Annotated in this window: 13 protein-coding genes; 4 read left to right on the top strand and 9 right to left on the bottom strand. The window is 64.4% G+C overall.

What is annotated here, in order from left to right:
* Positions 1-579: 579 nt before the first annotated feature.
* Positions 580-3,978, top strand: a complete 3,399-nt coding sequence (gene rne / locus E0L37_RS17415; RefSeq protein WP_133492945.1) for a ribonuclease E — start codon at positions 580-582, stop codon at positions 3,976-3,978.
* 264 nt (positions 3,979-4,242) lie between these two features.
* Here rne and murB read toward each other — a convergent pair whose 3' ends face one another.
* The 8 genes from murB to E0L37_RS17375 form a co-directional block, all read right to left on the bottom strand.
* A complete protein-coding gene (murB, locus tag E0L37_RS17410) occupies positions 4,243-5,274 on the bottom strand; it encodes a UDP-N-acetylmuramate dehydrogenase (RefSeq protein WP_133492944.1) in 1,032 nt (343 codons plus the stop codon).
* Positions 5,271-5,756, bottom strand: a complete 486-nt coding sequence (locus E0L37_RS17405) for a low molecular weight protein-tyrosine-phosphatase (protein WP_133492943.1) — start codon at positions 5,754-5,756, stop codon at positions 5,271-5,273. The genes murB and E0L37_RS17405 overlap by 4 nt, the downstream gene beginning before the upstream one ends.
* Positions 5,749-6,513: a 3-deoxy-manno-octulosonate cytidylyltransferase gene (kdsB, locus tag E0L37_RS17400; protein ID WP_133492942.1), complete on the bottom strand. Its 765-nt coding sequence runs from the start codon at positions 6,511-6,513 to the stop codon at positions 5,749-5,751. The genes E0L37_RS17405 and kdsB overlap by 8 nt, the downstream gene beginning before the upstream one ends.
* Complete coding sequence (gene lpxK / locus E0L37_RS17395) at positions 6,510-7,556, bottom strand: tetraacyldisaccharide 4'-kinase (RefSeq protein ID WP_133492941.1); 1,047 nt, start codon at positions 7,554-7,556, stop codon at positions 6,510-6,512. Before lpxK ends, kdsB begins: the two co-directional genes overlap by 4 nt.
* Complete coding sequence (gene msbA, locus E0L37_RS17390) at positions 7,549-9,297, bottom strand: lipid A export permease/ATP-binding protein MsbA (protein ID WP_133492940.1); 1,749 nt, start codon at positions 9,295-9,297, stop codon at positions 7,549-7,551. Before msbA ends, lpxK begins: the two co-directional genes overlap by 8 nt.
* Positions 9,294-9,719, bottom strand: coding sequence for a biopolymer transporter ExbD (locus tag E0L37_RS17385; protein WP_133492939.1), 426 nt, complete (start codon positions 9,717-9,719; stop codon positions 9,294-9,296). The genes msbA and E0L37_RS17385 overlap by 4 nt, the downstream gene beginning before the upstream one ends.
* Complete coding sequence (locus E0L37_RS17380; protein WP_133492938.1) at positions 9,716-10,387, bottom strand: MotA/TolQ/ExbB proton channel family protein; 672 nt, start codon at positions 10,385-10,387, stop codon at positions 9,716-9,718. The genes E0L37_RS17385 and E0L37_RS17380 overlap by 4 nt, the downstream gene beginning before the upstream one ends.
* Positions 10,388-10,455: 68 nt before the next feature.
* Positions 10,456-12,687: a DNA internalization-related competence protein ComEC/Rec2 gene (locus E0L37_RS17375; RefSeq protein ID WP_133492937.1), complete on the bottom strand. Its 2,232-nt coding sequence runs from the start codon at positions 12,685-12,687 to the stop codon at positions 10,456-10,458.
* A gap of 360 nt (positions 12,688-13,047) precedes the next feature.
* Here E0L37_RS17375 and E0L37_RS17370 point away from each other — a divergent pair, with 360 nt between their 5' ends.
* Positions 13,048-13,566 carry a DUF2062 domain-containing protein gene (locus E0L37_RS17370; protein ID WP_133492936.1) on the top strand — a complete coding sequence of 173 codons (519 nt, stop codon included), beginning with the start codon at positions 13,048-13,050 and terminating at the stop codon, positions 13,564-13,566.
* A 126-nt stretch (positions 13,567-13,692) separates the two neighbouring features.
* Here the strand turns inward: E0L37_RS17370 and E0L37_RS17365 are convergent, their stop codons facing one another.
* Positions 13,693-14,259 carry an elongation factor P hydroxylase gene (locus E0L37_RS17365; RefSeq protein WP_133492935.1) on the bottom strand — a complete coding sequence of 189 codons (567 nt, stop codon included), beginning with the start codon at positions 14,257-14,259 and terminating at the stop codon, positions 13,693-13,695.
* Between the two features lie 33 nt (positions 14,260-14,292).
* On the opposite strand from E0L37_RS17365, the gene E0L37_RS17360 reads away from it, so the two are divergent.
* Entirely contained in the window at positions 14,293-15,705 is a 1,413-nt protein-coding gene (locus E0L37_RS17360) for an MATE family efflux transporter (RefSeq protein WP_240687495.1), read from the top strand.
* A 129-nt stretch (positions 15,706-15,834) separates the two neighbouring features.
* Entirely contained in the window at positions 15,835-16,518 is a 684-nt protein-coding gene (locus E0L37_RS17355) for a hypothetical protein (RefSeq protein ID WP_026949059.1), read from the top strand.
* The last annotated feature ends 24 nt before the right edge of the window (positions 16,519-16,542 follow it).

Below are 16,542 nucleotides of genomic sequence, written 5' to 3'. Positions count from 1 at the left end.
AGAGACGCTCGTTGCGCCCGGTTACCGTGAAAAGATGGCCTCCGATGCGCGATCGGAACGCTGATGACAGACTCATGTCGGCCGCGGCAGGCCAACGGCGACGCGCAGCGACCATTCGCCGTCAAGATCAGACCGCCCGCCCCGCCCGACCATGATGACGTCGCGAGAACTCCCACCGGAGCGCGACGCTGCAGCATGACCTCCCGGGCCGCGTCATTGCCCGGCAGGTTGCCGACAACCTAAACAGGCGGACTGCAGCCAGGCTGAAGACAGAGAACCGGTATACAGACAAACCAAAGTTTACCCGGTCCGGCGCCACGAAAATCCAAGCGCCGGGCACAGCGTGAAGCACAACCACGGGGCATGACATCCCCGGCGCAACACCAACGGAACGACTTCCTATATCCGGAGGAGAAAGAGTAACGAACAGGCAGAATCATCACCGTCGTCTCCGCGCCCGAAAAGCGCCGTACACACGTGACGTCGATGCCTGCGCGGCTTTTCCTCGTTCAGGGTCAGGGTCTGATACCGGCACCAAGCCGGCCCGCTGCATGCCGCCACGAACAACGTGGTAGCACAATGAAACGTATGTTGATCAACGCCGCCCATCCCGAAGAGGTTCGGGTGGCCCTGGTGGACGGACAGCGTCTTTATGACCTGGATATCGAACACCGCTCCCGCGAGCAGAAAAAAGCCAATATTTACAAAGGCAAGATCACTCGCATTGAACCCTCTCTTGAAGCCGCTTTCGTGGACTTCGGCGCCGAACGCCATGGCTTTCTGCCGCTGAAGGAAATTTCCCGCCAGTACTTCACCAAGGATCCCAAGGACATCCAGGGTCGCATCAATATCAAGGATGTGATCAAGGAAGGTCAGGAAGTGATCATCCAGGTGGACAAGGAAGAGCGCGGCAACAAAGGCGCCGCCCTGACCACCTTTATCAGTCTGGCCGGCCGCTACCTGGTGCTGATGCCCAACAACCCGCGTGCCGGCGGTATTTCCCGCCGTATCGAGGGCGAGGAACGCCAGCAGCTAAAGGAAGCCCTGGCCAGCCTCAAGCTGCCCGATGAAATGGGCGTGATCGTGCGCACCGCCGGACTCGGCCGTGGCGCCGAGGAGCTGCAATGGGACCTGGACTACCTGCTCAAATTGTGGGATTCCATTTCCGAAGCGGCGCAATCCCGCAAGGCCCCGTTCCTGATCTATCAGGAATCCAACGTCATCATCCGCGCCATCCGCGACTACCTGCGCAAGGACATCGGCGAGGTGCTGATCGACTCCGAGAAGGTGTTCGAGGAAGCCCAGGCCTTCGTCCAGCAGGTGATGGCCGACTACAAGCACAAGATCAAGCTGTATAACGAGGAGATCCCGCTGTTCTCCCGTTTCCAGATCGAGTCCCAGATCGAGACCGCCTTCGAGCGGGAAGTGAAGCTGCCTTCCGGCGGCTCCATTGTCATCGACCCCACCGAAGCGCTGGTGTCCATCGACATCAACTCCTCCCGGGCCACCAAGGGCGCGGACATCGAGGAGACCGCCCTGCAGACCAACCTGGAAGCCGCCGACGAGATCGCCCGGCAACTGCGGCTGCGGGATATCGGCGGCCTGATCGTGGTGGACTTCATCGATATGGGGCCGGCCCGCAATCAGCGCGAAGTGGAAAACCGCATGCGCGACGCCCTGGAAGCGGACCGCGCCCGCATCCAGCTTGGCCGCATTTCACGCTTCGGCCTGCTGGAACTGTCCCGTCAGCGGCTGCGTCCCAGCCTCGGCGAGACCTCCAGCATCGTTTGCCCGCGCTGTGATGGCCAGGGCCATATCCGTGACGTGAAGTCCCTGGCACTGAGCATCCTGCGCCTGATCGAAGAAGAGGTGATGAAGGAACGCACCGGCGAAATACAGGCCCAAGTGCCGGTGGCGGTGGGCACCTTCCTGCTCAACGAAAAGCGCCCGGTGCTGCGTGACATCGAAACCGCGCACAACGCCCGGGTGCTGGTGATCCCCAACCCGAACCTGGAAACCCCTCATTTCCAGGTCGAGCGGATCCGCGACGATCAGGTCAAATCGCAAACCAGCCATGAGCTGGAACTGGTGGACACCAGCGCCGAGGAGCCCACCACCAACACCCAGGAAGCCCCGGCGAAACCACAGGAACCAGCGGTTAAGCTGGTCACCCCGGACACGGCTCCCCCTGCCCCCAAAGCGCAACCGGCGGAACCGGCCGCGCCGGCGGCGGCAAGTGAAAGCACTCCCGGTCTGCTCGCCCGGCTGCTGGGCTGGTTCGCCGCCGTGTTCGGTGGCGGTGCCGAACAAGAACAGAAGCAGGAATCCAAAGGCGGCCAGAAAGACGCACGCCGTCAGCAGGATCGCCAGCCCCAGAACCGCGACCAGCGCGGCAACCGCGACAAGGAACGCGGCCGCCGTCAGCAGGATCGGGGCAACAACCGCAATAACCGGAACCGGCGGGAAGACACGGAGCAGCAGGACGATAACCGTCGTGGCAACCGTGGCAATCAGAACCGCAACCGCAACAAGGCGGACGGTCGCGACGGCGACAACGCCGGCGGCGGCAATAACCGTCGCGGTCGCAACCGTGGTGGCGACCGGTCCTCGGACAATAAGAGCACGGACAATAAGTCCAGCGACACGAAGTCCAGTGATACCCGGTCCAATGACGCCAGGACGAATGACAACCAGGGCCGCCAGGAACGCCGTGGCGAGGGCCCGAAAGCCAACCGGCGCCAGGACGCCAAGGACGATCGCCCGCTGCGCGAACGGGAACGGCCGCGCAAGAGCCAGGATGATCGCAAGGCTCAGCAGCAGGAGGCTCAACAGCAAGCCGCTCAACAGCAAAATAGTGGCGATGCTCAGCAGCGCAAGGATCAACAAGGCAAGGAAGAACCCCGCAACGAAGGCAATAAGGCCGCCACGCAACGGGATAACGACCAGCGCCGTAATGATCAGCGCCAGCAAAACACCGGCCGTGGCGAGCAGGCGGAAAGCAAGCAGGACACCGCGAAAGGCGGTGCCCCGGCTCAGCCTCCGCTGATGACCAGCGAAGACAACACGCCGGGACGCGATCAGGAACGTGGCGACAGCCGTCCGCCCAAGGCCAAGCTGGTTCCGGCTCAGGAAGGCGGAGAAGGCAAGGCGCAAGCCGACCAGGCACCGGCCCAGACCAAACCGGCTCAGGGCGGCGATGCCAAAGAGGCTCCGGCGGAGCAACCATCGGCGCAACAGCAAAAGGACAGCTCCCGGCAGCAGCACGAGCAGCCGGTGAGCAAGCCACAACAGCCGGAACAGGAAAGCAAGCGGGAAGCACCCCGGCCCGCCGCTGAAGCGCCGGTCCAGGACGCCAAGCCGGCGGCCTCCGCCCAAGTGGAAGAGCAGCCGGTACGACGTGCCGGCAACGATCCGCGCCAGCGTAACCGCCAGGCCGCGGCTCAGGCTCAGGCTCAGGCTCAGAACAAGCCTGAAGCGCCCGAGCCGGAAAAAGCCAACGGCGGCCCGGCCACGCAGCCGGAAAACGCTGCCAAACCGGTAGCGGAAAAACCGGCGGCGGAAAAACCGCAACCGACGGCGGAGCCCACCCCTGCTCCAGTGAAAGCCGAGGAGAAAGCGCCAGAAAAAGCGCCGGAGAAAGCCGAGGCCAGCAAGCCGGCACCGACCGAGCAGCCGAAACCGGCGGCACCGGCGGCGGAACCGCAAGCGGAACCGAAGGCCGAGCCCAAAGCGGAAGCCAAGACTGAAACCTTCCCCTCCGACGACGCCAAGCCAAAGGCGGACAGCAAACCGGAGGAAGCAGCAAAGCCGGCGGTCAGCCCGGAACAGCCGGCACCGGCAAACGACGCCAAAAGCACCGGCTCCGAAGCCGCGCCGCAAGGCCGGGCCAGCAATGACCCACGCCTGCGCCGCCGCCAGCAACAACAGGAGGCGACTGCCGCGGCGGACAGCACCAAGGACGCCGACACCGGCGCCTGATGCCCTGATCCTTCAGGCATGAAAAAGCCCTCGCCGGGTTACCGGCGAGGGCTTTTTTGTGGTGCCCTGCACACTGATTCGCTGCCAGGGCAGCTTCCCACGGCGACTTCGTGGTCCTGCTGTGGGAAGCTGCCTTGGCAGCGAATACAGCATGAGCTCATATTTCCAAGACCAATAGACTGACCACGGCCGTGGATTCGGCGGCAAGCGCCAGAGCCTCCCCAACTGTGGGACACCACTGGCCCACGAGCCACGATTGATATCTCAGATTGCCAGGGCGCCCGGCATCAACACCGGCTCCTGCTCCAGTTCCACGCCAAAGCGCTGCCGCACGTCTTCCCGTACCGCCGCCGCCAGCGTCAGGACATCCACGGCGGTGGCGCCACCATGATTGACCAGTACCAGCGCCTGCTGATCGTGCATGCCCACCGGGCCGAGACGCCGGCCTTTCCAGCCGCTGCGCTCGATCAGCCAGCCCGCGGCCAGCTTACGACCTTCAGGCACCGGGAAAGAAACCAGTTCCGGATACGATTCCAGCAACCGCTGATAGTGCGCCAGAGAGACCACCGGATTCTTGAAGAAACTGCCGGCATTGGGCAAATCAGCCGGGTCCGGCAGCTTGCTTCGCCGCAAGGCGATGACCGCTTCGCGCACCCGGGCCGGGGTCACCGGCCCATCGCCTTCCAGCCGCTCCGCCAGCCCGCCATAGTCCAATCGGAAAGAGTCCGGCGGGCAGTCGCTGCCACGGCGCAGATTCAACGTCAGGTGGGTAATAATGAATTCACCCCGGCAGCGGCTCTTGAACAGGCTGTCCCGATAGGCGAATTCGCATTGATCGGCATCGAAGCGGATATTGCTGCCGTCTTCCACCGACACCGCTTCCACCGTGGAGACCACGTCCGCCAGCTCCACCCCGTAGGCACCGATATTCTGGAAGGGCGCCGCGCCGACGCTGCCGGGAATCAGGGAGAGATTCTCCAGACCCTGCCAGCCAGCGGCGACGGTGTCCGCCACCAGCCGGTCCCAGACCACCCCCGCGCCAACCCGGACCCGGGCCTGGCCCTCATCCACCTGCCGGTAGCTTACCTCGTCGAAAGCCGGCATCACCGTCAGGCCGGGCAGGTCCCCGGTCAGGACCAGATTGCTGCCGCCGCCGAGCACGAACAGCGGGTCAGTCCCGCGCCCGGTCAGCACCCGGGCCAGTTCGTCCACATCGGAGGGGCAGGCAAGGCGCTCGGCGCGGGCCGGCAGGGCCAGGGTATTGGCCGTGCTCAGATCCACATCGGTCTCGATCACAGTGACGCCCGCAACTGTTCCAGCCACAGCTCGCTGGCCCGTTCCACCAGGTCCAGCACCTGATCAAAGCCATCCTCGCCGCCATAGTAAGGGTCCGGCACTTCCTCCGGCTCGCCTTCTCCCAGCACTTCCAGGAAGCGCGCCACCCGCGCGCGGGCTTGGGCCGGCGCCAGCTCGGAGACATCGTGGAAATTACTGTGGTCCATGCACAGGATAAGATCGAAACGGCGAAAATCATCCACCGTGATCTGACGGGCGCGTAACGTCTCCATGGCGTAACCGCGCCGTGCCGCCGCCGCCGCGGCACGGTGGTCCGGGGGGCGGCCGATGTGCCAGTCACCGGTGCCGGCGCTGTCGATCTCCAACCGCCCGCTCAGCCCCGCCGCATCCACCCGCTGACGGAATACCGCTTCAGCGGTGGGCGAACGGCAGATATTACCGAGACAAACAAACAGCACCGCCGGCGCGTTGAGATCAGTCATGCGCCTCTCCCCGCAACAGCGCTCTCATACGTTCCAGGTCCTCCGGCGTATCCACGCCCCCGGGCACGTCCTCGCGGGCCGGCGCCACATGAATCGCCACACCATTGGCCAGCGCCCGCAATTGCTCCAGGGATTCCAGCGTTTCCAGCGGTGCCGGCGGCCAGTTGACGAACTGGTGCAGAAAGCCGGCGCGATAGGCGTAGATACCGATGTGCCGCCACCACTCACCCTCACCGAGCTGCTCGCGATCCTTGGTGAACGCATTACGATCCCAGGGAATCGGCGCCCGCGAGAAGTACAGCGCGCGCCCCTGGTTATCGAATACCACCTTGCAGATATCCGGGCTGAACAAATCCCCGGCGGCGGTGATCGGCTCACACAGGGTGGCCATCTGACACTCCGGATTGGCGGCCAGATTCTCCGCCACCTGGTTGATCACCGCCGGCGGAATCAGCGGCTCGTCCCCCTGCACATTGACGATGATGTCGTCGTCAGCGAGCCCCAGTTGCGTTACCACTTCCTGCAAACGATCGGTGCCGGAGGGATGATCCGGCCGCGTCATCACCACCGGACAACGGTCACCAACGGCATCGGCGATGCGTTGATCGTCGGTGGCCACCCACACCTTGCCGGCGGCGCTGAGCAGGCAACGTTCCGCCACCCGCAGCACCATCGGTTTACCAGCCAGATCCGCCAATGCCTTGCCCGGCAGACGCGCCGACGCATAACGGGCCGGAACCACCACGGAAAAACTCATTCTCTCTCCTTCTCGACGGATGCCTTCTCGACGGATGCCGGCGCCGTCTTGAGCAGCGCCGGGTCCGGATTCAATGCGCGGTCGATCATGGCGTCCAGCACCGTGTCCGGCAAGGCCGCCCGCACCGGCAGCATCCACAGCCGGCTATTGTCGAAGCCCTGGCATTTCACTGCGTCCTTCTCGGTCATCACCACCGGGCGGCCGTCGGCGAACGCCAGATCCTCGGGTTTAAACGCATGGTGATCGGCAAACGCGTGTGGTGTCACCGCCAGTCCCAGCACCGCCAGGGAATGAAAAAAACGCTCCGGGTGGCCAATACCGGCAACGCCGTGCACGGCACCAAAACGCTCCCGAAACGCCTCACCGTCCAGGGTCAGGCCATCATTCAGGCGGGTCAGTTTACCGGGTTTGAGGTGCATGGTGACGGCCCCCGGCCAGACCCCGCCGTTGGCCACCAGAAAATCCACCTGATCGAGACGGTCGGCCGACTCGCGCAGCGGACCGGCGGGCAGGCAGCGGCCATTGCCAAGCCCCCGGCGGGCATCGATCACCACGATTTCGGCGGAACGGGGCAACGCGTAATGCTGCAGGCCGTCGTCACTGATCACCAGATCCGGCGCCAGTTCGCGCGTCACATAGCTCAAGGCGCGGTCCCGGCGCGGATCCAGCACCACCGGCACGCCGGCCCGGCGCACGATCAACAGCGGCTCGTCACCGACCACCGCCGGATCGCTGGAGGGTGTCACGGTCATCGGATATCGGCCGGCCTTGCCGCCATAGCCCCGGGAGATCACTACCACACTGAGGCCCCGCTCGCTGGCGCGCTGGGCCAGAGCCACTACCAGGGGGGTCTTGCCGGTGCCACCGACGGTGATATTGCCGACCACCAGTACGGGCACCGGCGGAGCGGTTCGCTGCCGGCGGAAGGCGGCCAGACGGCGCCCGGCAACCCGCCCCACCAGCCACCCCAGCGGGCGTAGCGGCGTCAGCCAGGGGCTGCCTTGGTACCAGCCCCGCTCCACGCGGCGGGCAAAATCAGTCATTAACGTCGTCGGCGAAATCCATCTTATAGAGTTGTGTGTAGAGTCCATTCTTTTCCAACAGCTCGGCATGCGTGCCCTGTTCGATCAACTGGCCCTGATCCAGCACCAGAATACGGTCCGCTTTTTCAATCGTGGACAAGCGGTGCGCGATCACCAGGGTGGTACGACCTTCCATCAGGCGTTCCAGCGCCTTCTGGATATGGTGCTCCGATTCCGTGTCCAGCGCACTGGTGGCTTCGTCCAGGATCAGGATCGGCGCGTCCTTGAGCAGAGCCCGGGCGATAGCCACGCGCTGGCGCTGGCCGCCGGACAGTTGGGCGCCGTCCTGGCCGACCATGGTGTCCAGGCCCTTGTCGAGGCCCTGGATGAAATCCCAGGCATAGGCGTTACGGGCCGCCTGCTCCACTGCCGCGTCGTCGGCGTCCCGCATCTCGCCATAGGCGATGTTATTGCGCACGGTATCGTTGAACAGCACCACCTTCTGGCTGACCATGGCGATCTGGTGACGCAGGTCCGCCAGCCTGTAGTCCGGCAACGACACGCCGTCCAGCAGCACCTGGCCCTGATCCGGGTCGAAGAACCGGGGCAGCATGGCGGAGATGGTGCTCTTGCCGGCGCCGGAGCGGCCAATCAGTGCCACCGTCTCACCACTGCGAATGGAGAAACTGAGGTTGCGCAGCACCGGCTGATTTTCGTCATAGCCGAAGGTGACATCCCGGAATTCCACGTTGCCTTCGGTGCGCGGCAGCGTCAATTGTCCCAGGTCCTGCTCCACCGGGCGGTCCATCAATTCAAACAAGGAGGCGGCGCCGGTAACGCCACGCTGAATCTTCACATTGACGTCGGTAAGCTGCTTGAGCGGTTTCTGCACCATGCCGGCGGCGGCGATGTAGGACAGGAAACCACCCACGGTGAGCTGCTCGCCCATCATCGTGATGTACAGATAAGTGATGGCGCCAATGCCCACCGCCACGAACAGCTGCACGATCACCGTGGAGGCAATCTTGCTGGCATTGAGCTTGGTGTTCTGGCGCGCGAATCGGCGACTGACGCTGTGGAAGCGGTCGCCTTCCAGCTTCTGGCCACCGAAAATCTTCACCGCCTGATTGCCCTCGATGGCTTCACCAAGAAACTGGGTGATGTTGCCCATGGACGACTGAATACGGCGGCTGATGTGACGGAACCGTTTGCTGGTGACATTCACCACCAGGCCAATCACCGGCGCCACCACCAGCAGAATCAGCGTCAGTTTCCAATTCTGATAGAACAGGAACGCCATCAGTCCGATCACCGTCAATCCTTCCCGGAAAATCACCATCACCGCGTCGGTGCCGGCGCTGGTGACCTGCTGGGCATCAAAGATGATCTTGGACATGATGCGGCCGGAAGCGTTGTTGTTGTACTCCGACTGAGGCAGCCGCAACACATGACCAAACACTTCATTGCGCATGAAATAGACGATTTCCTGGGCCACCCAGGCCAGCGTGTAGCTACCAAGGAACTGCCCGACCCCTTGAGCCAGGGCGATGAGCAGCGGCGCGACGGAAACCACCAGGACCCGGTGAGGCTGCGGGTCGACCACGGTTTCACCCAGGTAACCGGCCAGTTGCGCGGCGGCGGCCTGAGTACCGGCGTAGATGGCATAGCCGAAAAAACTGGCGAGTAACAGAAACCAGTGAGGTTTTACATAGCCCAGCAGTCGTTTATACGTTTGCCATGCACTTTCCGATTGTTGGCTCATTGGCCCTCTTCAGTGGCTTCACGTGTAGTGAGCGACAGCTTATCAAAGCCCAGTTGGCCCGCCACGTCCATCACCGTCACCACCGCCTGATAGCTGGCGTGGGCATCGGCGGTGATCAGCATGGGCCACTCGGTCTTGTCCTGGCCCAACCGCAACAGAGCGGAGCGCAGGCCGGCGTCGCTATTGTCGATCAGTTTTTCGCCGTTGATCACATATTCCCCCGCCGACGACACCAGAATCTCCACCGCCTGGGGCGCCTGCTCCGGCGGCGTGCCCTGCGCTTCCGGCAGAGTCAGCGACAACTGCGTTTGGCGGGTGAAGGTGGTGGAGACCATGAAGAAAATCAACAGCAGAAACACTACGTCGATCAACGGCGTCAGGTTAACGCTGATTTCTTCCTGCCTGGGCCGCGGGAATCTCACAACGTCGCTCCTTCCCTTTGCCCTTGTCTTTGCCCTTGCCTTTGCCCTTGTCCCCGCGCCGGTTCGCGGTCACCGTGGACCAAATCGACCAGATGCACCGCGTTTTGTTCCAGCCCGACGGTGATCTCCTCCACCCGGCGCACAAAGAAACGGTGAAAGAAAATCGCAGGAATCGCCACCACCAGCCCGCCGGCGGTGGTCAGCAGGGCCTGGGAAATACCGCCGGCAAGCTGCGCCGCATCGCCAGTGCCGTGGATCATGATCGCGGCGAACACGTCGATCATCCCCACCACCGTGCCGAGCAGACCCAGCAAGGGCGTGATGGCGGCGACCGAGCCCAGTGTCGCCAGGTACTTCTCCAGGTCGTGGACCACTCCGGTGGCCGCTTCCTGGATGCTCTCTTTCATGATCTCGCGGCCGTGCCGGGCGTTGGCCAGCCCCGCCGCCAGTATCACACCGAGGGCGGACTGCGATCTCAGGGTTTCCAGCCGCTCATCGGACAGTTGCCCTTTCTTCAACCACCCCCGCACCTCCGCCAGGGTGCCCGCCGGCGCCAGCCGGGACGGACGTAAAGTCCAGAATCGTTCCGCCACGATGGCCAGCGCCACCACCGAACAGATCAGGATCGGGAGCATCATCCAGCCCCCGGACCGCACCAATTCCTGCACGTTGTTATCCCCTTGGTCAGTTGCGATGGCGCGCCGCGACACGATACCAGGCCAATCCGGTAACCCCCTTACCAGCGCCATCCGCCGGGCCCATGCCAGGGCCGGCCGTGGTCGTCACGCCACCTTGTTATAGGCGCGGCATTATCGGTGGCCCCCAATTGAAACTCAATCATGCCGGCCCGGTCGGTGCGCAGAACCGTGACGCCTGCCGCTTCCAGACGCTCCAGCACCGCCGGCGCCGGATGCCCGAACCGGTTGCCATAGCCGGCCGACGCCACCGCCCAACGAGGTTGCAATCGCGACACCCAGGCCCGCGACGTGCCGGTATCGCTGCCATGGTGGGACAGCACCAGAACGGTCACCGGCGCCACCTGCCCCAGTAACCGGTATTCCACCTGGTGGGTGATATCGCCGGTCAACAACACACGATGCGGGCCGGCCTCCACCCACAGGACACAGCTGGCGTCATTGCCCTGCCAGGCCTGATCACGGGGCCACAGAAAACGGAACGTGACGCCGTCCAGGGTCCAGCTCTGCCCGGCCTGGCACGGCGCCGCGCCGACGGTACGATCCGGCTCACCAGACAGCAACAAGCCCGGCTCGCGCAGGTCCCTCAAACCGCCGGCGTGATCCAGGTCGCCGTGGCTGATGACGGTGATCGATGGCCGCAACCGCTGGCGGCGCAGCCACGGTTCGAGCACGCTGGCGCCAACGGACCCGCCCGGCCAGGCCGGGCCGGTGTCGTATAGAAGCAGATGCCCGTGAGTACGCAGCGCCACCGCCTGCCCCTGCCCCACGTCAAACACCGTCATTCGCAGTTGCCCAGGTGGCGGCGCGGCATTCTGCGGCCACAGCCAGGGCACCATCAGCAGCGGCAGCATACGGCGTGGCCAGGGCCAGGCCCTCAACGTCGCCAGCGCCACCGCCAGCAACAACGCCGCCGCCGCCATGCCTGTCAGCACCGGCGGCGCCCCCGGAGTGAACCGTGCCAGCATCGCCATCAACGCCACCGCCGCCTCCACCCCGGTGGCCGCCCCCAAAGACAGTGCCGGCCAATCGAATATGGCGCCACTCAACGCCAGCGGCACGATCAACACACTGAACAGGGGCACCAGCACGGCGTTGGCCACCGGTGATGCCCAGGTCCAACTGTCGAACATCACCGCGCTGATCACGCCCATGACCAGTGGCAGACCGGCCCATAACCAGGGGCCTCCGGTCCCCGCGATCAGCAAAATCGCCAATACCGCGCCAAAGGACAGCCACAGGCTGGCCGACAGCGCCGCCAGCGGATCCCAAAGCAAGACCACGAACAGCGCCAGGGCGAGAACCCCCAGCGGCGGCCGGGGGCGACGCCGGCAAACCGCCAGCGCCAGCACCGAGATCATCAGGGCGGCGCGCTGGGTGGGCAGGCTGAATCCGGCAAGCGCGGCGTACCCCCAGGCCGCCGTCACTGCCGGGGGCCACGCCAGCAACGCCAGTGGGATCCGCCGTAACGGACGGTACAGCCATTGAGCGGCGGGGCCGAACAGGACTCTGCCCAGCCACCAGATCATGCCACTCACCAGGGTCAGATGAAGCCCGGAGATGGCCAGCAAATGCGCCGTACCGGTCTCACGGAACAGGTCCCAAAGCGGCGCTGGCAAGCCACGGCGGTCCGCCACCACCAGGGCCGGCACCACCGCCGCGCCATGGGGACTGACGGCCAGATGGCCGACGATGCGGTCGCTCACTGCCTGCCGCCAGCCCGGCAGACCGCCGCCGCCCCAGCGTGCTTCCACGGCTCGCACCGTGGCGCGGGCATCAATGCCCTCGGCAAGAAAATAGCGCTCAGAATCAAAACCCGCTTCGTTGTAGGTACCGCGGGGCCTGTAGAGGCGCAGCCGGGCGCGTATCCACTCGCCGGCGCGTAATGGCGGATCCGGGTTCCAGTAACTTACCCGCAGCCGATGCCGGCCCGGCCAACGGCGTTCCGGGGCGCTGACGCGGCCTTCCAGCAGCGCGCTCTGATTGATGCCGGTCTGACCATAATGCACCCCGCCGTGGGTCTCGGGCAGCGACACCACCCGTCCGACAAACACCATCTCCTCCCCGTTCAGGTGCTCCGGCAACCGCGCCTCCAGCGCCAGTTGCAGTACCACCACGGCGTAAAGATAAGCCAGCGCCGGCCACATCCAGCCTCCGGCGGAGCCACCGCGGCGCCGGGCCAGCAGCGCCAGCGCCAACCCCAGCACCAACGGCCATAACGGGCCATACCACACCGCCGCCGTCATCGCCGCGGCCATACGCCACCAAGGCATCCTTGCCTCCCGCCACCAACCCTCTAGTGTTGACAGCTTCCGTTCAGTTTGTCTGTTCTACACTGCCTAAGAGCCTGTGGAAAACGTCATGCCGGATTCGATCCGGCATCTCCTTCCACGAAACCATCCGCCCCGCGGAGGGAGACCCCGGGTCACACAACGGTGCTTGGAGCACCGTTTGGACGCCCCGCGGGGCGCCCCGAAGGGGGAGTTCAATGATCTTAAGCCATTGAACTCCCCCGTCGGGATGACGGGGTGGTTTTCAGAAGTTCTCTGAGCGGCGGGGTGGATCACGCGCACTAGGCGCGACCGTCCCACATCGGCATAATGCGCGCACCTGGAACCGGATTCTCGACTTTCATGCCGAAACGGTTATTCCGAAAATACCTGCCTTCCCCCGAGAAGCTTCGCGGACATCCCTCCCTGAAGTTCCTTGGCGAGATCCTGTCGGATCCGAACCTGTGGCACATTAATCGGCATTCACTGGCCGGTGCCGCTTTCATAGGCGTGTTTACCGGACTGCTTCCCATTCCCATGCAGATGGGCCTGGCGGCCTTCCTGGCGGTACGTTTCCACTGCAACCTGCCGCTGTCGATGATGCTGGTCTGGCTGTCCAATCCACTCACCTATGTTCCGGTGTTCTATTTCAACTACCGCGTCGGTGCCTGGCTGATGGGCCTGCCTCCCCATCATGGCGAAGGCATCACCACGGCCTGGTTCCTGCAACAACTGGTTCCCCTGTGGATCGGCTCACTGATCGTGGCCCTGATTGCCGGGCTGCTGTCCTATGGGGCGGTGAAGGTGTTCTGGCGTCTGGCGGTGGTGCGCAGTTGGAAGCTGCGCTCCAGAAAACGCCGGAAGCCGATGAATGAACCCTAATCCGGCGCCGCGGCGGTGGCTGTAAGCTTTCGTGGTGATGTGCTGTAAGCCAGGGCGGATATTTCGCTCACACGCAACACGCCTGCACGCTAACACACCATGCGCGACTCGTGAGCGGCGATTGCTCTAGCGTCCGGCGTCTGGCGTCATGCGTTCAGCGGAGAAGATAAAGACCCGATCCAGACTTTCCGCTCCGCCATTCCAGCCGGTATTGAAACAAGCCGCCAACGCCCGGCACCAGGCCAGCGGGCGCGGTGGCAGGCCCTCTTCGAGATAGCGATGGGCCCGGCGGTGCACCTGCTCGGCGAAAGCGGCTTCCAGCCGTAGCGCCGCTTCGTCACCGTCCAGATTATCCATGGAGACACGGAAATCATGGCCGCAGGCGGCACAGAACAGCGCCTCGAGCGCCTGTGGCGCCACCTCCACCCGGGCAAACAGTTGCTGCTGCCCGGCATCACGGCCATCCGGTGCGTACCAGTACCCGTAATCCTCCAGGGTACGGCGCCGCGGTCCCGCCACGCACCAGTGCGCCACCTCGTGCAGGGCGCTGCGGAAATAGTCACGGGTATAGACAATACGATGGGGCGCTCCGGGCGAGTACACGGGCTCCTCGGCGCCCCCCTCCAGGACCGTGTGATAGCGCGAAGAAAAGGTATCGCGGAACAGTCCTTCCAGAGTCGCGGAGCAGTACATCCCGGCAGCGCTTTGCGGTATGGTAGCCGCCCCGTGCCTCTGCTCCCGACCCGCATCATGTCCATTCGCCGTAAGGAATACGCTGCTCAACTCGCTCTCGCCCTGCCGATTCTGGGTGGTCAGTTGGCGCAAACCGCCAACGGCTTCGTCGATACCATGATGGCCGGCCGCGTGGGTGCCGAGCATCTGGCCGCGGTGGCGGTGGGCGCCAGCATCTGGGTCCCGTTGTTTCTGTTCATGACCGGGGTACTGACCAGCGCCACGCCGATTCTGTCGCGCCACCTGGGGGGCGAAGCTTACCATCGGGTCAACCCGCTGGCCCAGCAGGCGTTGTGGTTGGGGCTGGGATTGGGACTGTTCACCGCGGTGGCACTGCGCGGCATGTCTCCGGTCCTGCACGCCATGGACGTGGACCCGGCCATGCTGCCGTTGGTACAGGGCTACCTGGAAGGTCTCAGCTGGGGCATGCCCGGCGCCGCCTTGATGCTGGCCATGCGCAGCTACACGGAAGCCATGCGCCACACCCGTCCGGTGTTGTGGATCAGCATTATCGGGCTGCTGATCAATATTCCCACCAACTATGTGCTGATCTACGGCAAACTGGGCTTCCCGGCCATGGGCGGCGTCGGCTGCGGCTGGGCCACCAGCGTGGTGATGTGGTCCATGGCGCTGATGATGGGGCTGTACATCCGCCGCCATCCGGTTTATCAGCCGGCACGTCTGAATCTGCGGCGGCGCCATCTGGAATTCGCCAGTCTCGCGTACATGCTGCGGCTGGGGCTGCCCGTGGGGTTATCGATCTTTTTCGAGGTCAGTATTTTCGCCGTGATCGCCCTGCTGATCAGCAGCCTGGGGCCGGAAATCGTCGCCGGTCATCAGATCGCGCTCAACTTCACCTCGCTGATTTTCATGGTGCCGCTCAGTTTTTCCCTGGCCGCCACGGTGCGGGTAGGCCACGCTCGCGGCCGCCACAACCGCGATGACTTGAATCTGGCGGTGGGCAGCGCGATACGCATGGTCAGCCTGGTCGGCGTTGCCGCCGCGGTCCTGCTGGTGCTGATCCGGCACTGGGTTCCCTGGATCTATACCCGCAACCCGGAAGTCATCGCCCTGGCCTCGCATCTGTTGCTGTTCGCCGCGCTTTACCAGATCTCCGACGCCATTCAGGTGGTGGCCAACGGCTGTCTGCGCGGTTTCGAGGACACCGCCTGGCCGATGGTAATGACCCTGTTCGCTTACTGGGGGATCGGCCTGCCGCTGGGCTATGCGCTCGCCCTCACCGACCTGCTGGTGCCGGCCATGGGCCCCAGCGGCTTCTGGATCGGTCTGGTGGCCGGGCTCACCTGCGCCGCCATTTTGCTCGGTATCCGCCTGCGCTGGCGTCTGCGGCAACCGCTGACCGCCCGTGCCGGTAACGGCGATCAGTCTCTGGACCACGCCGCCTGACTTGCGCCTCCGCCCGCAACCGTCTAGTGTGAAAATCGTAGAGTCTGGAATAGCCCGTGCGAGGACGATCCGCCACGGGATCGGTGCCGACGCAGGGGTATTCCATGGTTCTCTTGGGCGGAGGCGCTTATGGTTCGGGCTAACCGGCAGGATCCACGCGGCAGTAACGTCATCCCCTTCACCCCGAGACGGCGCTCCGGCAAGCCGTCCATTCTCAGACTCTCTCCGGAGTACGACGGCATGGAGCTGCTCTATGCCAACGATCAACATCCCGACACCCTGTTTTCCCTGAAAATTCTCGCCTGGGCACGTCTCGAGGACGGCACCACTCAGGCGCTGGTGCCCTGGCTGCGCGATCTGGTCACCGCCAGTGCTTTGTCCGATCCACTCAATGGCCGCTGGGAAGGTTACCGCCTGCCCGACAGCGACTACCTGTTCCGTGACGCACCGGAACACAAGGTGCAGGAGTTGGATGCGGCGCTGCGTTTTTTCGGCAAACCAGGCGACCACAGCTGCCAGGAAATTCCCGACACCATCGGCACCCACGCGGTGTTCTCCCAGGACGAATTCGAGACACTGTCGTTGATGGAAGTGGTGAGCTGGCGCGTGCAGGGTGACGGTACCCCCCAGGCCATGGTGGCGGACGAGGCGGCGGTGACACAGACACCGGTATTGCCCGGCGACGCCAGTCTGGTCGCCGCCGAACAACAGGAAGGGTTCCGCTATTTCTTCCAGCATGGCATCGCCAACCGGCTCAAGGAACACGACCCCGAAGCCCTGGCCGCCATCGCCATGCTGGCGGCCCGTTACTGACGCCGACATCGCTCCCCGGTCCGC

This window comes from Alcanivorax sp. 24 (assembly GCF_004360225.1).
Classification (GTDB): Bacteria; Pseudomonadota; Gammaproteobacteria; order Pseudomonadales; family Alcanivoracaceae; genus Alloalcanivorax; species Alloalcanivorax xiamenensis.
This window is presented reverse-complemented; position numbering and strand designations above follow the sequence as displayed.

Bases quoted from the DNA above. Each gene is read 5' to 3' on its own strand.
- E0L37_RS17405 (WP_133492943.1), bottom strand. From the start codon at position 5,756: ATGACTGATCTCAACGCGCCGGCGGTGCTGTTTGTTTGTCTCGGTAAT.
- E0L37_RS17375 (WP_133492937.1), bottom strand. From the start codon at position 12,687: ATGCCTTGGTGGCGTATGGCCGCGGCGATGACGGCGGCGGTGTGGTAT.
- E0L37_RS17365 (WP_133492935.1), bottom strand. From the start codon at position 14,259: ATGTACTGCTCCGCGACTCTGGAAGGACTGTTCCGCGATACCTTTTCT.
- E0L37_RS17370 (WP_133492936.1), top strand. From the start codon at position 13,048: ATGCCGAAACGGTTATTCCGAAAATACCTGCCTTCCCCCGAGAAGCTT.
- lpxK (WP_133492941.1), bottom strand. From the start codon at position 7,556: ATGACTGATTTTGCCCGCCGCGTGGAGCGGGGCTGGTACCAAGGCAGC.
- rne (WP_133492945.1), top strand. From the start codon at position 580: ATGAAACGTATGTTGATCAACGCCGCCCATCCCGAAGAGGTTCGGGTG.
- E0L37_RS17355 (WP_026949059.1), top strand. From the start codon at position 15,835: ATGGTTCGGGCTAACCGGCAGGATCCACGCGGCAGTAACGTCATCCCC.
- msbA (WP_133492940.1), bottom strand. From the start codon at position 9,297: ATGAGCCAACAATCGGAAAGTGCATGGCAAACGTATAAACGACTGCTG.
- kdsB (WP_133492942.1), bottom strand. From the start codon at position 6,513: ATGAGTTTTTCCGTGGTGGTTCCGGCCCGTTATGCGTCGGCGCGTCTG.